Below are 18,266 nucleotides of genomic sequence, written 5' to 3'. Positions count from 1 at the left end.
TCATTGTATGAATTTTAAAATCTAAACGAAAACAAATGGAGGCTGTCATGGCTTTTACCTTAGCGTTCCCCAAAATTAATATTTCCGGTGAAAATGCAATTACTGAGCTAGTGGCAAGAATTGCTGCTGATGATACATCCGGACATGGGTTGATTGTTGCTGATGCAGCCCTAGAGAAACTTGGATTGTTGGCACCCTTGTGTGAAGCACTGGATCAAAGCGAGCTGGCGTATACCTGTTTCACAGACACTATTCCAAACCCTACGGTTGCTGTCGTCGATAAAGCCTATGATCTATACGTGAAGTCAGGTGCAAATTACTTGATTGGTTTTGGTGGGGGTAGTGCCATAGATACAGCGAAAGCGGTGAAGATTTTGTCTGCAAATCCTCAACCGATCACTGCGTATACCGGTATTGGAATGGTGAAAAAAACAGGCGTGCCGTTATACGCCATTAACACGACTGCCGGAACCGCAGCAGAAGTCACTAGCAATGCGGTAATCACCGATGAAGAGAATAAAGTGAAATGTGTGATTATCGATGCCAATATCATCCCTGAGATTTCGGTGAATGATCCTAGCATAATGCTTGGTTTACCTGCAGATGTGACGGCTGCAACGGGTATGGATGCTTTAACTCATGCGGTAGAAGCTTACGTATCCGTTGGGGCACATACCCTCACTAACCATTCGGCGTATGAATCTGTGCGACTGATTTCGAGCTATCTACCTATGGCCGTAGAGGATGGTTCAAATGTAGAGGCCCGTGAAATGATGGCACTTGGGCAGTTCTTAGCGGGTATGGCTTTTAATAGTGCTGGGTTGGGTATGGTGCACGCGATGGCACACCCTGGTGGCGCGTATAAAGATCTTCCTCATGGTGTATGTAATGCCATATTGCTCCCTATTGTTTGTGAGTTTAACCGTCCTCATCGAGTTAAAGAGTTTGCTAAGTTAGCGGTTGCCTTAGGGTGTGATATCAGCAGCATGGATGATGAGCAAGCCAGTAAAGCCGCTGTACAAGCGATTCGCGACTTGAGCAAAAGAGTAGGTATCCCTGAAGGTTTTGGTCAATTCGGCGTGACTGAGCAGGATGTTAAACAGTGGGTACCAAGTGCTATGGCAGATCCTTGTGCAGGCGGTAACCCTGTTGCCATGACAGAAGATGACGTAATGGCTCTGTATTTAGAGTCACTGTAGTCTCTGAAACTAGGAGAACAGGAAGCCGGTTTTATCGGCTTTCTGTCTATAAGCCAACGAAACGGGAGTGAACCAATGACCCCTTTTTTGCAACAGTTACAAGACGCAGGTGTTGTCGGAGCTGGTGGTGCTGGATTTCCGGTCTACATGAAGCTCAATTGTAGCGTCGATATTTTGATCGCGAATGGTGCAGAATGTGAGCCGTTGCTAAATAAAGACCAAATGCTGATGCAGCATGAAAGTGACGCCCTAATCAAAGGTATGGAAATAGCAATGGACTGCATTGGCGCAACCCAGGGTATCATTGCTATTAAGAAAAAAAACAGTTTGACCATACAGACGTTAAAACCGCTTTTACCAAAATCTATCTCGATATTAGAGATGGAAGATACGTATCCTGCGGGAGATGAAGCAGAACTCATCTATCGTGCCACTGGTATGCGGATACCGGCAGGTGGGCTGCCAAAAGATATTGGTGTCGTGGTGAACAATGTTGAGTCAATTATCAATGTTTATTGGGCCAGTATTGATAAACCCGTGATAGGGACGATGGTGACGGTTCATGGTGAAGTTACCCAGCCTTATACCGCTAAGCTACCGATAGGAATGAGCTATGCAGATGCACTAGCAATAGCGGGTGGAGTAATTTGTGATGACTTTGTGATTGTTGAAGGCGGACCGATGATGGGGAGTGTCACGACTGACATCAATAAACCGCTAACGAAGGTGTCCAGCGGCTTATTGGTATTAAAAGCCGACAGTAGAGTCGCTAAGATCAAGCAACGTAGCGACGCGCAAGTAATCAAAATGGCCCGTTCTGCTTGCGATCAATGTGGACAATGCAGTGCACTTTGCCCGAGGGCTTTGCTGGGCTATCCCGTAGATCCACGTAAAACCATGAGAGTGGTTTTAGTCGCAGACTCTGAGCATGCACTTGCTGGGCAAGCGTGCTGCGGATGTAATCTTTGCACCATGTGGTCTTGTCCGGAAGGTGTTGATCCACAGCGAGTTTGCAGTCTTGCCAAACGCGGGCTTGCAGAGCAAAAGTTGTCCCGTACTGCAGAGCAATTACAGGCTCAAACCAAAGAGGTTCATCCTCTCAAACCCTATCGTGGAGTATCTACTTCTCGCCTGATGCGCCGACTTGAGGTGCTAGATTACTACGATAGAACGGTCGAATATAAAGCCGATATCGCCATGCCTAAACACGTGGCGATTCCGCTACAGCAACATATAGGTCGGGCCGCGCAGGCCGTCGTCTCCGTTGGGCAAAATGTTAACAAGGGGGATGTTGTCGCGCAGGCTTGTTCAGATAGTTTGAGTGTGGCGATGCATGCGAGTGTCAGTGGCAAAGTGGTAAAGGTTGACCATCAGGTTGTGATTGAGAGCCTTTGTTAAGGATAGAATCAAAAGGGAGTGTTTATGGATAACGCAATCGGCTGTGTAGAGCTGAGTTCGATCGCAAGAGGGTACGAGGTTGCGGATGCGATGGTCAAATCTGCAAATGTAAAAATACTTTTTCACCGCACCACTTGTCCGGGAAAGTTTGTAATCGTTGTTAATGGTGACATCGGTGCTGTCAGTGCATCAGTGGAGCATGGTCTTGTCGCAGGGCGAGGTGAAGTGATTGACCATGTGGTTATCTCAAATATTCATTCCGATGTATTTTCGGCCATATCTGGAACAACAGATGTTACAAAACATGGCGCCTTTGGGGTGATAGAGACCTATTCGATGGCTGCTGTCATCGAAGCGGCCGATGCTGCAGTCAAGGCAAGTGATGTGGTGTTGATGGATATTCAATTAGCGATGGCAATTGGTGGCAAAGGAGTCGTTACGCTGAGCGGTGACGTGTCAGCAGTGCAATCTGCAATAGAAATCGCGTGTGAGCGAGTAAAAGAAAAGGGCGTTTTAGTGAATCAGTGTGTAATTGCAAACCCAAGCAGTGAAATAGTCGAAACAGCGATATGAGTATCTCTATACAAAGCCAAGTTTTTAGCTCAAGTGCTATTAAAACTGGCTTAGAGCTAAACCACACTTTTTAGCATTGAGATTTACCCATACTTTCAATTGAAATATCATTTTGTATTACTTTTTGTCGTATCAAACTCTTTATGAAAGAAAGATTTTTTGCTCTAGATGGACTTCGGGGTGTATGTGCATTAGCTGTGGTAGTTTTTCACATGGACTGGCTAGATTCAGTGACCAGCCTTGATTTCTTCCGAGGTAGCTTCCTGTTTGTCGAATTTTTCTTTGTGTTGAGTGGCTTTGTGCTAGCACATCGTTTTGCGGTTAAAGGTACCTCTCGTTTCGCTAGCTTTATGAAAGGGCGATTTTTTAGGTTGTATCCACTCCACTTTGCCATGTTCATGTTGGTTGTGTTTTACCAGTTCTGTCATATGCTTGCCGTCAATAATTGGGGAATTAGTTTTGGTATTGAGCCATTCACCGCGAAATATGCAGTTAGTGAAATAGCTCCTCATCTTTTACTCATACAATCCTGGTCTTCGAACTTCAATAGTGTCAGCTTCAATGGTTCATCTTGGAGCATTAGTATCGAGTTCTACATGTATGCATTGCTGTTTTTCTCAATCTTTGCTTTCCGAATGAATCGAGTTTTTGTTTGGATCGCTGTATCTCTGTTGTCATTCTATCTTTTGTACACAAAATCAGTAGCAGTACCAGGTGAGGTGTTAAGGGGATTGTCTTGTTTCTTTGGCGGTGCGTTTTTTTACAGCGTATATCAAAAAATGAGCCGAATCAGATTGTCATACAAAGTGGCTACAATACTTGAGTTGGCTTTGTTGAGCGCGATAGTCATTGTGATTCAATCAAAATATGAGTATCGCTCAATAGGTGTGTCAGTTTTGTTTATGCTGGCCGTACTATTATTAGCGTTTGAGAGTGGTTTTTTCTCATCCCTGTTAATGAAAAGTTCGATGCAAACCTTAGGTGTTCTGTCGTACTCTGTTTATCTCACTCATGGGGTTTTACTGCTATATTTTCGAGCATTTATTACAGTGATGGATGAGTTTACTTTGATAGAACTTATGCCGGTGGTAGACAATGTGAAGTATATGAATTTTGGCTCTACTTTAACGAATAACATGGGAGTTTTGCTCATTCTCGCAATGAGTGTATTGATATCTAAGTATACGTATGAATACATTGAGAAAGTAGGGCAAGATCTGGGAGTTAAATTGAGGTTAGTTAATACATACTGAAAGACAGTGACGTATATACCAAAATAAACGTGGCCTGATAAGAGAGTCGGCCACGCATTATCGATAGTGGATCGTTAGGCTACGTAAGTTACGGCGTCACGCACTAGTTTCCCCAGTTCATCCCATTTGCCTTCGTCCATTAGGTTGGTCGGAACCATCCAAGTACCACCACATGCCAGTACTGAAGGTATAGACAAGTAATCCTCAACATTTTTAAGGCTTACACCACCTGTAGGCATAAAGTTTACTGGATATACTGCAGTAAGTGCTTTAAGCATAGGCACGCCGCCTGAAGGTTCTGCTGGGAAGAACTTAAGAGTACGAAGGCCCATTTCCATCGCTTGCTCAACTAGGCTTGGGTTGTTTACGCCAGGAACGATCGCAACGCCTTTGTCTAGGCAGTACTGAACTGTCCGTGGGTTAAAGCCTGGACTTACGATGAAGTCAACACCAGCATCAATTGAAGCGTCAACTTGTTCATTTGTTAGAACGGTACCTGACCCAATCAGCATCTCTGGGAACTCTTTACGCATTACGCGGATTGCTTCGATTGCACACTCAGTACGCAACGTGATTTCAGCGCAAGGCATGCCGTTTTCTACTAGAGCACGACCCAATGGAATAGCCTGTTCTACTTTGCTAATCGCTATAACAGGAATGACTTTAAGGTTTGCAAGTTGTTCGTTTAGTGTTGCCATTGAAATTTTCTCTCTAAGTTATGGGATTATAGTTCAGGCATGACATCACGTGGGATAATCGCACCTTTGTGCTGGATAACGGTACCAGCAACAAGATGACCAGTGGATGCGGCCTCTTGGGCTGAGCCACCAGTGAAACGTTTTGCCATGAAACCAGCGCTGAATGAATCACCAGCTGCTGTTGTATCGATGACATTAGTGATTTTATTGGCGGCAACGTAATTTTGTTGGCTGCCTTCAACAACTAAACATGCATCGCTGCCACGTTTAATTATGATTTCTTTTACACCTAAGGTTGAAGTTCGCTCGACACATTGTTCAAGTTGAGTATCACCAAATAGAAGTTGGTCATCATCATAAGTGAGCAAAGCAATATCAGTGTATTTGAGAACTTTTAGATACCAAGATTGAGCTTCATCAACGTTGCTCCAAAGCTTAGGACGGTAGTTATTATCAAAAATCACCTTGCCTCCTTGTGCCTTGTATGCATCGAGGAAAGACAAGAGGTTTTGACGACCATTCTCAGTCAGAATAGCTAGTGTAATGCCACTCATGTAGATAGCGTCGTAGGCATAAAGCTTGTTGATTAGCGCTTCGGATTCTGGTTGGTCAAAAACAAATTTTGCCGCTGAATCGCTGCGCCAATAATGGAAGCTGCGTTCACCAGTGTCATCAGTCTCGATGTAATAGATGCCAGGAGTCTTGTCAGTAATCTGGAGCACAGTCTTGGTATCAATACCTTCTTCCTGCCATGCTTGAAGCATCTCTACACTGAATGGGTCACGACCAAGCGCAGTGACATAACTAACACTGATGTCGTGTGCTTTGGTGAGTCGAGAAAGGTAAAGTGCTGAATTGAGGGTATCACCACCAAAAGTTTGCTTGAGCTCACCATCGCGCTTTTGTAGCTCAACCATGCATTCGCCTAACACGGCAATTTTGTACTGAATCATTGTATTTACTCTTGTTTGCACTCTCTAAATTGCTCATTGCATATGCAATATTCTGATTTTTTGTCTAATGCTGTTGAGTTACCTCAATGGTGCAAATGAAAGAATAACCAAAGGGGGAAGCCTACTCCTCCATTTACCGCATTAACCAAGATTAGTCATTTTGAGTAGAACCTTGTTGCTTGTATTGCAATGCTATATAAAAATGAATGCGTCAATAAAATTAATAAACCATCGTTTCATTTTAGTTTGTGTTTGATGGGATGTCCATAGCGTTTTGAAGATAAAGTCGTTGTCTATCCAGCACATTGGGTGATGAGACAAAAAAGCTAAGAGCGTAAATCGCGTCTTAGCTTTTGATTATCAGAAGTATGTTTACCAGCTGTAAGTGATACCGATACGGCTCCTCAGTTGGCGGTCACTACTTTTGCTCGATACTGAAACATTGGCAAATTCAACATAAGGTCTCCAGCTCCAATCTTGACCTTTGTAGCCTAGTTTAAACACGGCATCCCAGTTTGAATCACCGTTGTCAAAGAATACCTGGTCGTCGAGCCCCTTCTCATAGTTACCCTCTAAGCCAAATTGGAAGTAGTTGTAGTTATAGTCGAGGTTTGCCGTTACTTTGCTCTTTTGTTCACTAGAACGGTCATCCGAAAAATCCCTAAACTCATGACGGTAGCGTAGTTTAGCGGTTAGACCTGAATCGAACTTATATTGCACACGCACTTGGGGTTTGTATGTGACATGACCCTTGAGGAAAGTAATTGGCATGCCTGGAATAATTGACCAATGGTCATCAATTTTATGTCTGTAACCAAAATCAAATTCATTGCCTTTAGACTCCCACTCTGAAAACGGCTTGCCTTCTTGCATAGCTTCAACACCGAAGTAATAGTTACCAACACCACCACCAATTTTCACCCTACTCGCATAGGTTTCACTGTCATGTTTGTATTCTTGTCTGAAGTCGAGAGAAGCCGCAGAAACAGAAGCACTCGCACACATAACCACTGCAGCAGTTAAAAGGTTTTTGTTTAGTTTTTTCATCTTAATTACCATTATTTAAAGAGTAGGTTTTCTACTTTGTTTTTGTTGGATTCATCATTTTGCAATGTCGCCAGTGCTTGCTTGATTTGAGCGTCATCGTAGGCACGGTTGGCATAAAGAATATTGGAGTAGGCTTTTGAACCATCGAAGCCTTTGAGGTCGTTGTATTGCCATTGATCTGGGCTGTTTACGTATTTAGCAACGAAGCGATACCCGTTAGATAGTGCATGCTTGTCGACTTCATAATTCCAAACATCCACATCTACTTTTTCGCCAAAATGGCCCAGTAGGCTGTAGGCTTCCAAATTAAAGTTTGAGTAGTGCCACGGTCGCGTTCGCTCCAGTTCGCCATGCTGTGCACCTTCGATATTGAACTGACTACCAATTCGGCGCATCTGAGTGATCTGAAGACGTTTTTGGGCAATCTCTGGTTTATCAACAAACAGTGAAAACGCGACAACTTGTGCGTCGTACCACGTACCATGATTGTTATGCCAATTGTCTTCTTCAAAGCCATTTTGGCTGGTTAGCATCCAGTGATTAAACTCATCGACCCAACCAACGACAGCGTCATATTGCTCGCTCGTCATTTTTTCTTTGAGAATATTGACGCTGTCCAACACAGGAATGAGTAGGCGGCTTTCTATGATGCCAATGCCACGTCCATCAACAGCTCCAGGGATTGCTTGAGCATGGTTAAGGTTTGGGTTCATGCGAGTTTTCGGATTAACAAACCAGGCATCAAGCTGAGCGATAGCTTTATCTGCGTAGTCTTGGTTGTCGCTAAAGTAGTAGGCAAGACCGAGATGTTTTACGTCATTGGCGAAGCGAATGAAACGTTGCTTGTCCGTTGCCTTTGTTTTTGTTGCCATATTGTACTCACCATCACGGCGCACATATGGAAGACCATCATCAGTATCAGGGTTTGGCCACCAGTAGGGGCCAAAGCTAAAATAGTCTTGAATGTCACCACTGGCAGGTAACAGTGTTTTGTTTGTCACTGGATCAATTTCAGCTTTAAGCGCTTTATCTGCTTTTTTAATTAAAGCGTCATATGCCCCTTGCTTACTGCTGAGCTCCGACTTATTGAAAGAGAGTGCTTCTTTGTCGTATGAGATAAAATCTATCGATGCATGAGCACCTGTAGAAATCAGCAAGGCTAAAGAAATAGCAGTACAAACCTTTGTTATTTTCATTGTATTTCCTTCAGTAAATTAACAGCGAATTTAAAGTATTTAGCTTGTTTGTGTTTCTTAAGGCCGAGCAAAACCAGCACTATCAGCATGTGCGAATAGCGTTGGAGAACTGGCTTTGCTCTAGTGAATTTGAATTAACTCAACATTTTTGGTGTTTAAGAATCACAACATCATCCAGCAGACATGGTGGTATTGAAGGTCTCGTTCTCTCTGGCACTCTTAAGCAACAGGCCACCGACAGTAACAATAACGGCTCCACAGAAGACAAAGGCTAAACGGCCAAGCATTGGGTTTGGTATAAGTGCCATTAGAGTGACGAGCACACCAAATACCAGAATTAGCTTTCCAAGCATTAAGCGTTGTTGGCGGTCATATTCATCTTGCCCAGGCTCTTCAACTACTGGTGTATCGACATCTGTCCAAAATGCTTGTAACTCTTCACTTCGAGCTTTAGCTGGCTCTTTGTAGAACTTGGTTGTTAGGCAGAAGAAGCCACCAGTAATAAAGAGATGACCAATGATACCGAGTAGCACTTTAAGATCACTCGCTTCACGTCCAGTGAATGGCGTGTCTAGGTTTAGCCAGTTTGCGATTACATCTGCCGTAATTACAAAGCTCACCATGTAAGAGACAAATACACCAACAAGCAGTGTTGCCCAAGCAGCCCAATCCGGTGTTTTCTTGATGAAGACACCAAAGAATAGAGGTACGAGAATAGGCATTTGAAGCAGCGTACTGACATACATCATCGCATCAAAAAGACTCAAGCCTCTGAGCGAATTAATGAATAGAGCGACTAAGATAATCAAAATACCAAAACATCCGGTCACGATTTGGCTTACACGCAAAAGTTTTTTGTCATCTGCCTTTTTATCAATGATAGGAGCGTAGAAGTTGCGGACAAAAATGCCGGAGTTTCTATTCAGCCCGGAGTCCATGGAAGACATCGTCGCCGCAAAGACTGCAGACATGAGTAACCCAACCATACCAACCGGCATCGCTTTCTCAACAAAAACAAGGTAAACGGCGTCGGCTGCTTTTTTGCCAAGCTCAGCACTGTGCACGGTTGCGGCTTCTGGGTACATGACGGCTGTAACCCATGGTGGTAGGAACCAGATTGCAGGGCCAATCAGCATGAGTACGAAAGCGAGTAGTGCGGCCTTTCGCGCATTTGTCGAATCTTTTGCTGTTAGGAAACGGTAAGAGTCCTGCATGTTGTTAATATTTTGCAGCTGCTTAACAAACATGAAGATGAACCATGCGACGAACAGCAGAGGGTAGTTCATATTAGAACCCATGATTGATTCGGCAGGGAATTGTTCAATTAGGTTGCTAGGTCCGCCAATTTTAAATAATGCCACGACTGCACACACGACGGTCACAGCCATGATCACTACCATCTGAACGAAGTCCGATGCTACCACTCCCCAAGCACCCCCAATAATGGAAATAAACAGAACAATTAGCCCAGTGACAACAATCGTTGTTTCGATGTCTACTTTGAATACGGCACTCACAAATAGCGCAAGGCCATTCAACCAAATCCCGGTGTAGACAATACTTGTTGGCATAGTCGCCCATGTAAACACCTGTTCGTTTGTGGTGCCGAACCGGCGTTTGACACCCTCAATTGGAGTGACGACACGCATTTGACGGAAGCGGTACGAAAAAAATACCCATGATAGTAGGAAGCCAAAAGCATTGGCCATAAAGACAACCATGATAGGGAAGCCATCGGTGAAGGCTTTACCTGCAGCGCCTGTAAAGGTCCATGCACTGAACTGGGTCATGAAGGCTGTTGCACCTACCATCCACCACAACATCTTGCCTCCACCTCGGAAATAGTCACTGGTACTGCTACCAGCAAATCGTTTGAAGATCACACCAATTGCGATCATAAAGATAAAGTAAACGCCCACCACGAGCATATCGATATTCATCCTGAACTCCTTTGATACTTTGACAGCATTTCGTAATTTGAATTTATTGAGTTGAATGACAGCATCCTTCTCGCTGAACATTACAACTTCTTGTGAACTTATAACTCTGTGGGCAACCAATATTGATGATGGCTGATATTTGTCGGTAAATAGACTTCCCAATAAATATTGCCAGCTGAGCAACGTTCTCTAATGGATACTTTTTGCTCACATTTGCTTGATGAGTAATTTAGACGGAACAAAGACAAAAATATAAGATCGAAATCACATTTACAGTTTTTTGAAAGGGTGTTTTATATTTTTATGACTGGGGTCGGCTTTTGTGGTGTGGCTCAAAAGAAAATGTTTCGGTGAGAGGGTCGAATACTGTTTATATAATACATTTCAACTTAAATTTATCTGGGTTATTGAATTTAAGATGCTGTTTTAAGTTGTTTTTTTCTTTTAATTTTGAGGTTATTGTATTACTTAATGGTGTTGTGAGTGGGTGATATATAGATTGCTCAAACGCCTGTTAGATTCTACATCGATATAACGTTACTGGTAACTTTGATATTGACTTCTCATTTCTGTGAATCTGGACCGTTTACAAATCATATGAGAGTGATGGCAGGAAGTGTTGATATGAAAGTATAGAAAAGCCATGCAATGTGAGTTGCATGGCTCAAAGTTAGATTTATATACCCGTTCAACTTGAAGATGCAGGTTTCAAAATCTGAAAATTGTCCGTAATTCTGGATGCTAGTGATCCTGCAACTTCTGGTAGCGTTACATCGAAAAACTCTTTGATGGCTGAAGTAAATTCTAGCTTGGAGGAGAAGTAAATATTGTTCCTCACATGGGCTTTGTTGCTTAAATCGATGGAACTAAATCAAGAAGCTACGATCTGATCGGCTACACCCATTAATCGTCGTAGCCTCATGCCTAAACCTCGTTACAAAACAACTAACTGGACGCAGTACAACAAAGCTTTAATAAACCGTGGTTCTCTGACCTTTTGGATTGATGAGGAAGCGATAGCTGAGTGGAAGCAAAACAAACAAGGCAAGCGCGGCAGACCTCGCCAATTCAGCGACTTAGCCATTACCACGGCACTGATGGTGAAACGCATATTCTCTATGCCGTTGAGAGCACTGCAAGGATTTCTAGACTCGGTATTTAAGCTGGCTAACACCCCGCTAGTTTGTCCGCACTACACCTGTATAAGCCGTCGAGCTAAGGAAGTTGAGGTTTCATTTAAAACTAAAACCAGAGGTGCGATACAACACCTAGCCATTGATGCAACAGGTCTCAAGGTTTATGGCGAAGGTGAATGGAAGGTCAAGAAGCATGGTACTGACGGGAAGCGTAGGGTTTGGCGTAAGCTGCATATCGCAGTAGATACTAGCACCCACGAAATAGTCGCAGCAGAGCTGAGCTTATCTAACGTAACCGATGCCGAAATACTTCCCAACTTGCTTAAGCAGACACGTCGTAAAATCATTGAGATATCAGGCGATGGTGCTTATGACACAAGGAATTGCCATGATGCCATACGGATCAAGCGAGCTGTTGCGCTCATCCCGCCAAGAGAGGGAGCAGCCTTCTGGGAACAAGGGCATCCTCGTAACTTAGCGGTAGGTTGCCAAAAGCTCTACGGCTCCAACAAGAAGTGGAAAAAGCGGTATGGCTATCATAAGCGCTCGCTATCAGAGACAGCAATGTACCGAGTAAAACAGCTACTAGGTGGGAAATTAAGCTTAAGAAGTTACAATGCTCAGGTTGGCGAGACTTACGCGATGATTAAAGCGCTGAACAAGCTTACAGGGCTTGGTGTGCCTGAAACTCAGTATGTTGTATAGGAATTACTCAATTTCAGGCGGTTTGGTTTCCTGTCCGAATTACGCAACAAAGCCTCGTGTCATACGTGTCTGTCACCGTTGCGCCAATATTTTGAAGCGGTAACGCACCGATAATATTAAGACGAGTTCGACTGCCTGTTGTCTCAATCACTTTGTCTTGGCCCTTGCGTATCCAGCCATAACTCAGTTTTGTTGACTGTGTAGGATGAACGGCATCCATGAACAACACAGGGTCTTCGCTCTTTCTTAGCGTCTCGTTGTAATATACGATAAAGGCTTGCTGCATCTCTGGATTAAACTTGTGCGGTACACCTTTCGGCTTCTTATATGAGAAGCCGTGGTGATGCAGCCACTTGTTCATGCCAGCAACGGTATAACGGATACCAAACTCAGCTTGTACATAACCAACAATTTGGTGGGTATGGAAGTACGTTTTCTCTGCCAGATGTTCGATAAGCTGCATAGTTTGCTTAGCAGAAAGTCGGCTCTGGCTACCACCATTTTCAGGCTTAAGTTTTTCAGAGAGAACATAATCACTGAGGTGACGAGCGACCGTCGATTCGTGAATACGAAGAGCTTGAGAAATCATCGTCTGACTCCACCCTTCAGACGCGAGTAAAACCGCTTTTATGCGGTCACGCACTCGACCATCACGAGTTGAATCGTGCATCTCTTCGAGTTGTTGTTTCTGTTGAGGAGTCAGTATTATTTTCATGGTGCGTAGCATGATCCTGCTTTAAGGAAAAATCAAGCATCTTCAATGATCACGGGTATAGTTAGCCGATGATGACGTCAGAAATTTTGCTCTCAAACTTCAGTTTTAACTTACTTAGTTGCACGAGAAATAATTCGGCACAAGCGAAAGCATCGCTTGCCGCTGAGTGAGCGTAGTAGTCAGGTAAATTATAGTGACGACGAAGGTCGTTGAGTTGATAGCTTTGATGACTCTTGGACAAGCCAGCATAGCTGTATTTTTTTTCCAGCTGTAGAGTGTCAACAAAATGGCAAGGTAGACACTCTAATCCATAGGCCGCTTTTACTTGCGCATTGAGAAAGCTACGCTCAATACATGCACTGTGGGCGACAACGATTTTACCTTTTAAATGCGTTAGCAGTTCGTCAAGTGCCGCAGTGGGCTCAGTAGCATTGACTAATTGTTGTGGAACAATTTCATTTATCTCGGCACTTTCTTTTTTAACATAGTCTCCGTGGTCGAGATAAATTTCATGGCTACTGCATAGATTGATTTCATTGCAATTTAAGTGGACGAGCCCGATAGAGAGTATTTTGTCACGCTCAGCTTCAAGCCCGGTCATTTCAAAGTCTAGTGCGACAAATTGTTGGCTAATTAGGTCCTCAGAAAGGGAGGGCTGTGGGTGGCGTAGATAGTTATCTAACGCAAAACTGTATGACGAGTTGGGTGCGATAGATTGTCTTAATGCCTCTTGACACTGTGTAGAGGACTTTCCGAACCAACGATTGAACATGATTAACTGCCTTTTACAAAACGAAGTTTGGCTACGTCCTGTAGCTCGCTAATGATTTTAAATGCTTCCTTGAGGTGTTTGCGCTCAAAACTGCTGAACTGGTCAGGTGCAATGTGATTATCTGGTGTTTTGCCATTCAAAATGGCATTGAGCTGGTGGCGAAAACGAACGTGAGTGATAAAGCGAAATGCGCCAATGATGTTTTCGCATGTGTCTAATGACATTGTGCCATGCTTGGCAGCATAACGAAAACGCTCTTCCGTTCCAGTTAAAGAGCCACCTGCGGCTAAGCTGAAAATACGCGCAAGATCAATGATTAGGTTGAGCGCATACTTTTTTATATTGAGAGTGTTGCTGTTCTTCCCCCCTTTTTCTAGGACAAGACTATTAAAGATACCAAGTGGCGGTTGAGTCTCTATAGCATCTCGAGTGAGTGCTGGAATGAAACGAGGGTTCTTTTGAATGCAATCATGCATATGTGATTGAACAGTATCAATAAATTCAGCATTACCATGGATAGCTCGAACTTCCAAGAATACGCTGACGCTTAGCAACTTGTTGTACTCAGGGCTCAGTACCCATTTGTGATAGTACTCCTTCCAGCGAGAAACAGGTTGGCACCACTTTTTGTTTGCCGCCATATATTTTCCGTCACAAAGGGGGTAACCGCACGCTGCAAGTCCATTACAGACCTTCATTGCGAGGTAGTTAAAGTAATGATAGTTATGCTCTTTCACGTCATCAGATATGACGATTGCACTGTCTTGATCTGATAGCATATGGACTTCATTACGAGCATGGGAGCCAGCGACTAGCCATGCGTACTCGCAAGGAGGATCACCTAGTGACTTTTCTGTAAGCTGAATGATTCGGCGTGTAAAAGCATCCATAATCATGGACATGACTTGCCCTTGGATCTCAGCGCTAATGCCACTTTCAACCAGCGCTTGGAATATCGTCTGTTTTTCTTCTCTTAGAGCTGATAGGGCGTCTATGGAGTCGGCATACTTGATTTTTTCTATCAGAAATAGCGACTGTGTTTTATGGTTATGTACAAGATGGGTGGTGGTAAGAAGTCCTGACACTTTACCCTTTTTGACAACCGGTAAACAACGAACGTTATATTGAAGCATCAGCGAGATAGCTTGTATCACCTTATCTTCGCTATTGACCAAAATGGGCTTGGCGTTCATAACACTGGATATAGGTAAATCGGTCGATATTTCTTGTGCTACAACACTTCTTGTCATGTCGCGATCTGTGACCATTCCAACAATATCCTCGTCGTGCATGACAACAGCACAAGAACTTCTTTGATCTCCACACATTATTTTGGCGACTGACTTTATTGAATTGGTGTGATCTACAATTGCAATGTTCTTACTCGCTACCTCACTGATTTGGCGAAAGAATAGTCCTTTATCTTCTTTTCGTACCGCATGCTTCACAGCCGAAGATAGGCGAGTAGTTGCTTGAGAAGCAAAATAGTCGGCAAACTCTGGATGTTGTTGACAGATTCTTGTTAGTTCATGGTGAGGTAGTAGATAGAGAAGAGAATCTTCAATGGCTTGTGCTTCGTATCCATCTTCGGCATTTTCTAACGGATCAAGAAAGGTAAAACCAAACTGGTCGTCAATGCCTAAGCGCGCCCGAAGTGAACCATCGCGACTCCTCTGTTCTATCGCACCCGTTCTAACAATATACAGATAACGTTTTTTACATAGGGCACTGAATGTGATCACTTCATCCTTTGCTAGGTATTTTACCACCACGGAGTTTGACAGGGATTCGACTAATGACAAGGGAAGTTTATCAAATGGATCTAGTCTTGTGAGAAAGTCGCGAACATTGGGGGTGATAGAAGAGCCCATACATACTCCAAAATAAAACACTGTTTCACTAATAGGTTTGGTTTCAAAAAAAGCAGCAAAGAATGCTGCTCTTACAAATAGTTCATCTTATTGAACAGGATAGTTTTTGTATCCTAATTGCTCAGAGATGTTGCGGCCTGCTTTATGAAGAAGATCGATGTAATAAGACATACGCTTTTCATCGAAACGAATTGTAGGAAATGAAATGGAAACTCCCGCTATAACCGTACCAAAACGGTCATAGACAGGTGCAGCCAGACATCTTAATCCAGGCTCTTGCTCTTCGTTGTCTTCACCGAAGTGCTGCTCTTTAACCAATTTCAGCTCGGCGATTAGCTGCTCCGCATTTTCATGAGTGCGATCAGTACTCTTTACAAACTCAATACGAGATAAAGTATTTCTTACAAAAGAGTCTTCTCGTTCTGCAAGTAGTACTTTACCAATAGCCGTAGTATAAAGAGGGTTACGACGACCCACTCGTGAATGCATACGAAGGCTATAGTTTGAATCTATTTTGTGGATATAAATGATAGAGTCTTCATCAAGTGAACCTAGGTGAACGGTCTCATTTGTTAGCTCCGAAATGACTTTCATTTCTTTATCTGCCAGTTCAATCAGATCGACATACTCTAAAGATTTAGCGCCGAGCTCAAATAGTTTCAGGGTGAGAGAGTATTTGTCTGCTTCGCCTTCCTGTGTGACATAACCTAACGTTTTCATTGTTTGCAGAAAACGGTAGGTCGTTGCTTTAGACATCATCAGGCGCTGAGACAGTTCAGATACACCAATTTCCTTTTGCTCACCAAGGGCTTGCAGAATGTTGAATACCTTAAGAACCGATGAAACGGCTTCTGGCTGCGTAGACTTTTCCATTAAATTACCATTATTCAAATTCGCGATGTTGGCATTATACCCATCAGCTAACACGCTTCCACGTATTTTAAAAAAGGTTTTCAAAAATTTGAAACCCATCCCGCTCTTGTCGGACAAAAGAGAGATCTTGATCAACAAAATGAAAAGGTGTTTTATAAATAATTGAAATGCAGTTTTAAAAAATATATAGTTCGTTTCATGGGATGGGTTGCCATCATAAGCAAACACGAAATATTAGCTTTTAAAGGAACGAACATGATTCTTGATTCATTTAATCTAGAAGGTAAAGTTGCGATTGTTACTGGTTGTGACACTGGTCTTGGTCAAGGCATGGCGCTAGGTCTAGCCAATGCAGGTTGTGACATTGTTGGCGTGAACATTGTAGAGCCAACTGAAACCATTGAAAAAATGAAAGAAACAGGTCGCAAGTTTATCGATATCCGTGCAAACCTAATGAAGCTTGATGACATTCCATCAATTGTTGACCAGGCGGTGACTGAACTGGGCCGTATCGATGTTCTTGTTAACAATGCCGGTATCATTCGTCGTAACGATGCAATTGATTTCTCTGAGCAAGACTGGGATGACGTAATGAACATCAATGTTAAGTCTGTGTTCTTCATGTCTCAAGCAGTTGCGAAGCAAATGATTGCTCAGGGTGAAGGTGGCAAGATCATCAATATCGCATCTATGCTTTCATTCCAAGGTGGTATTCGCGTACCTTCTTACACAGCTTCTAAGAGTGGTGTAATGGGTGTAACTCGCCTAATGGCGAACGAGTGGGCAAGCCATGGTATTAACGTCAATGCGATCGCACCAGGTTACATGGCAACTAATAACACAGCTGCATTGCGCGCAGATGAGCAACGTAATAAAGAGATTGTAGACCGTATTCCTGCGGCACGTTGGGGAACACCAGAAGATCTAGCGGGCCCATGTGTATTCCTAGCATCAAGTGCATCAAACTACATCAATGGTTACACGGTAGCGGTTGATGGCGGTTGGTTGTCACGTTAATCCTTCTTAAGAAGTTTGTAAGAGGTGGTTATGGAGAGTGTGGTCATCGCTCAAATATTGGGTTTTGTTAGCCTAGCGTTGGGTGTGGCGACTTTTTGTCAAAAGGATGATCGTAAACTGAAGATCCTGATGATGGTATTCCACATTAACCACCTTATTCACTATTTCCTATTAGGCTCATTAGTATCTGTTGCCAGCTCCGCTTTATCAGTTTTGAGAACAGCGACAGCGATTTATGTATCGTCACTAGTTGTAGCCTTTGGATTTATCGCTTTGAGCGCGGTTGGTGGATTTTACCTAATCGAGTCCTACCACGACATTTGGCCGTTATTGGGTACCGCGATAGGCACGTATAGTGTGTTCTGTCTCAACGGTATTAAGATGAGAATAGGCTTTTTAGTTGGCGCATGCTGCTGGTTGATCAATAACATTATTGTAGGATCTATTGGCGGTACTCTACTTGAAATGATGCTGATTAGCGTTAATTTGAGTACCACATTCCGATTGATTATTGATCAGAAAAAAGCGCAAGCGACAGCTCAGCAATTAGAGAATATTGAACCATGTTTGTATACAACAAAAACATCAAACTAGAAGACTTGGGTGAGGGTATTTCACGCAAAGTATTAGCTCATAACGACAACATGATGGCTGTAGAAGTGCATTTTGAATCAGGCGCAATTGGCGCTATGCACAGCCACCCGCATGAGCAATTGACTTATGTATTGTCGGGTAAGTTTGAATTCACTATTGGTGATGAAACAAAAGTCGTTGAAGCCGGCGATACAATGTACAAAGAACCAAACATTGAACATGGTTGCGTTTGCCTAGAAGCGGGTATTCTGATCGACAACTTTACGCCAATGCGTAAAGACTTTGTTTAAAATTTTACACTTTAAGAATTAACTAATTGCAGGAAA

The 18,266-nt window shown here is 43.3% G+C and carries 16 protein-coding genes and 2 pseudogenes; 8 read left to right on the top strand and 10 right to left on the bottom strand.

Features of this window, described 5'->3' with window-relative positions:
• Positions 1–47: 47 nt before the first annotated feature.
• The 4 genes from QWZ05_RS03480 (at position 48) to QWZ05_RS03465 (ending at position 4,423) form a co-directional block, all read left to right on the top strand.
• On the top strand, positions 48–1,199 hold the full coding sequence (locus tag QWZ05_RS03480) for an iron-containing alcohol dehydrogenase (protein ID WP_290296562.1): 1,152 nt from the start codon (positions 48–50) through the stop codon (positions 1,197–1,199).
• Between the two features lie 75 nt (positions 1,200–1,274).
• Positions 1,275–2,597: a 4Fe-4S dicluster domain-containing protein gene (locus QWZ05_RS03475; protein WP_290296560.1), complete on the top strand. Its 1,323-nt coding sequence runs from the start codon at positions 1,275–1,277 to the stop codon at positions 2,595–2,597.
• A gap of 24 nt (positions 2,598–2,621) precedes the next feature.
• On the top strand, positions 2,622–3,170 hold the full coding sequence (locus QWZ05_RS03470; protein WP_290296559.1) for a BMC domain-containing protein: 549 nt from the start codon (positions 2,622–2,624) through the stop codon (positions 3,168–3,170).
• Positions 3,171–3,313: 143 nt separating this feature from the next.
• Positions 3,314–4,423 carry an acyltransferase family protein gene (locus QWZ05_RS03465; RefSeq protein WP_290296556.1) on the top strand — a complete coding sequence of 370 codons (1,110 nt, stop codon included), beginning with the start codon at positions 3,314–3,316 and terminating at the stop codon, positions 4,421–4,423.
• A 74-nt stretch (positions 4,424–4,497) separates the two neighbouring features.
• Here QWZ05_RS03465 and QWZ05_RS03460 read toward each other — a convergent pair whose 3' ends face one another.
• The 6 genes and pseudogenes from QWZ05_RS03460 to QWZ05_RS03435 form a co-directional block, all read right to left on the bottom strand.
• Positions 4,498–5,121 (bottom strand): bifunctional 4-hydroxy-2-oxoglutarate aldolase/2-dehydro-3-deoxy-phosphogluconate aldolase, encoded by a 624-nt coding sequence (locus QWZ05_RS03460; protein WP_290296554.1) that lies wholly within the window; start codon positions 5,119–5,121, stop codon positions 4,498–4,500.
• Between the two features lie 26 nt (positions 5,122–5,147).
• Positions 5,148–6,074: a 2-dehydro-3-deoxygluconokinase gene (kdgK, locus tag QWZ05_RS03455; protein WP_290296552.1), complete on the bottom strand. Its 927-nt coding sequence runs from the start codon at positions 6,072–6,074 to the stop codon at positions 5,148–5,150.
• Between the two features lie 372 nt (positions 6,075–6,446).
• On the bottom strand, positions 6,447–7,121 hold the full coding sequence (locus tag QWZ05_RS03450) for an oligogalacturonate-specific porin KdgM family protein (RefSeq protein WP_290296550.1): 675 nt from the start codon (positions 7,119–7,121) through the stop codon (positions 6,447–6,449).
• A gap of 11 nt (positions 7,122–7,132) precedes the next feature.
• A complete protein-coding gene (locus QWZ05_RS03445; RefSeq protein WP_290296548.1) occupies positions 7,133–8,317 on the bottom strand; it encodes an alginate lyase family protein in 1,185 nt (394 codons plus the stop codon).
• Between the two features lie 170 nt (positions 8,318–8,487).
• The gene (locus QWZ05_RS03440; protein WP_290296546.1) at positions 8,488–10,257 is read right to left on the bottom strand and encodes a sodium:solute symporter family protein; all 1,770 of its coding nucleotides are present in this window, start codon (positions 10,255–10,257) and stop codon (positions 8,488–8,490) included.
• Positions 10,258–10,945: 688 nt separating this feature from the next.
• Positions 10,946–11,098: pseudogene (locus QWZ05_RS03435) on the bottom strand (IS630 family transposase); the annotation flags it as partial.
• Positions 11,099–11,177: 79 nt separating this feature from the next.
• Between QWZ05_RS03435 and QWZ05_RS03430 the strand changes: the two are divergent.
• Positions 11,178–12,098, top strand: coding sequence for an IS5 family transposase (locus tag QWZ05_RS03430; protein WP_290296545.1), 921 nt, complete (start codon positions 11,178–11,180; stop codon positions 12,096–12,098).
• 55 nt (positions 12,099–12,153) lie between these two features.
• On the opposite strand, the pseudogene QWZ05_RS03425 reads toward QWZ05_RS03430, so the two are convergent.
• The 4 genes and pseudogenes from QWZ05_RS03425 to kdgR form a co-directional block, all read right to left on the bottom strand.
• Positions 12,154–12,813 (bottom strand): annotated as a pseudogene (locus QWZ05_RS03425) (IS630 family transposase); the annotation flags it as partial.
• 61 nt (positions 12,814–12,874) lie between these two features.
• Positions 12,875–13,585: an exonuclease domain-containing protein gene (locus QWZ05_RS03420; RefSeq protein ID WP_290296543.1), complete on the bottom strand. Its 711-nt coding sequence runs from the start codon at positions 13,583–13,585 to the stop codon at positions 12,875–12,877.
• A 2-nt stretch (positions 13,586–13,587) separates the two neighbouring features.
• Complete coding sequence (locus tag QWZ05_RS03415; protein WP_290296541.1) at positions 13,588–15,456, bottom strand: DUF294 nucleotidyltransferase-like domain-containing protein; 1,869 nt, start codon at positions 15,454–15,456, stop codon at positions 13,588–13,590.
• 87 nt (positions 15,457–15,543) lie between these two features.
• The gene (kdgR, locus tag QWZ05_RS03410) at positions 15,544–16,329 is read right to left on the bottom strand and encodes a DNA-binding transcriptional regulator KdgR (RefSeq protein WP_290296539.1); all 786 of its coding nucleotides are present in this window, start codon (positions 16,327–16,329) and stop codon (positions 15,544–15,546) included.
• A gap of 255 nt (positions 16,330–16,584) precedes the next feature.
• Here kdgR and kduD point away from each other — a divergent pair, with 255 nt between their 5' ends.
• From kduD to QWZ05_RS03395, 3 genes are read left to right on the top strand one after another with little or no spacing between them, the layout of a single operon-like run.
• Positions 16,585–17,346 (top strand): 2-dehydro-3-deoxy-D-gluconate 5-dehydrogenase KduD, encoded by a 762-nt coding sequence (gene kduD / locus QWZ05_RS03405; protein ID WP_290296537.1) that lies wholly within the window; start codon positions 16,585–16,587, stop codon positions 17,344–17,346.
• Positions 17,347–17,376: 30 nt separating this feature from the next.
• Entirely contained in the window at positions 17,377–17,940 is a 564-nt protein-coding gene (locus tag QWZ05_RS03400) for a YgjV family protein (RefSeq protein ID WP_290296536.1), read from the top strand.
• Positions 17,910–18,230 carry a cupin domain-containing protein gene (locus QWZ05_RS03395; RefSeq protein WP_290296534.1) on the top strand — a complete coding sequence of 107 codons (321 nt, stop codon included), beginning with the start codon at positions 17,910–17,912 and terminating at the stop codon, positions 18,228–18,230. Before QWZ05_RS03400 ends, QWZ05_RS03395 begins: the two co-directional genes overlap by 31 nt.
• Positions 18,231–18,266: the final 36 nt, after the last annotated feature.

The organism is Vibrio agarivorans (genome assembly GCF_030409635.1).
In the GTDB taxonomy this organism is placed as follows: Bacteria; Pseudomonadota; Gammaproteobacteria; order Enterobacterales; family Vibrionaceae; genus Vibrio; species Vibrio agarivorans.
The sequence above is the reverse complement of the archived record's forward strand: the minus strand, read 5'-3'. Positions and strand labels throughout refer to the sequence as shown.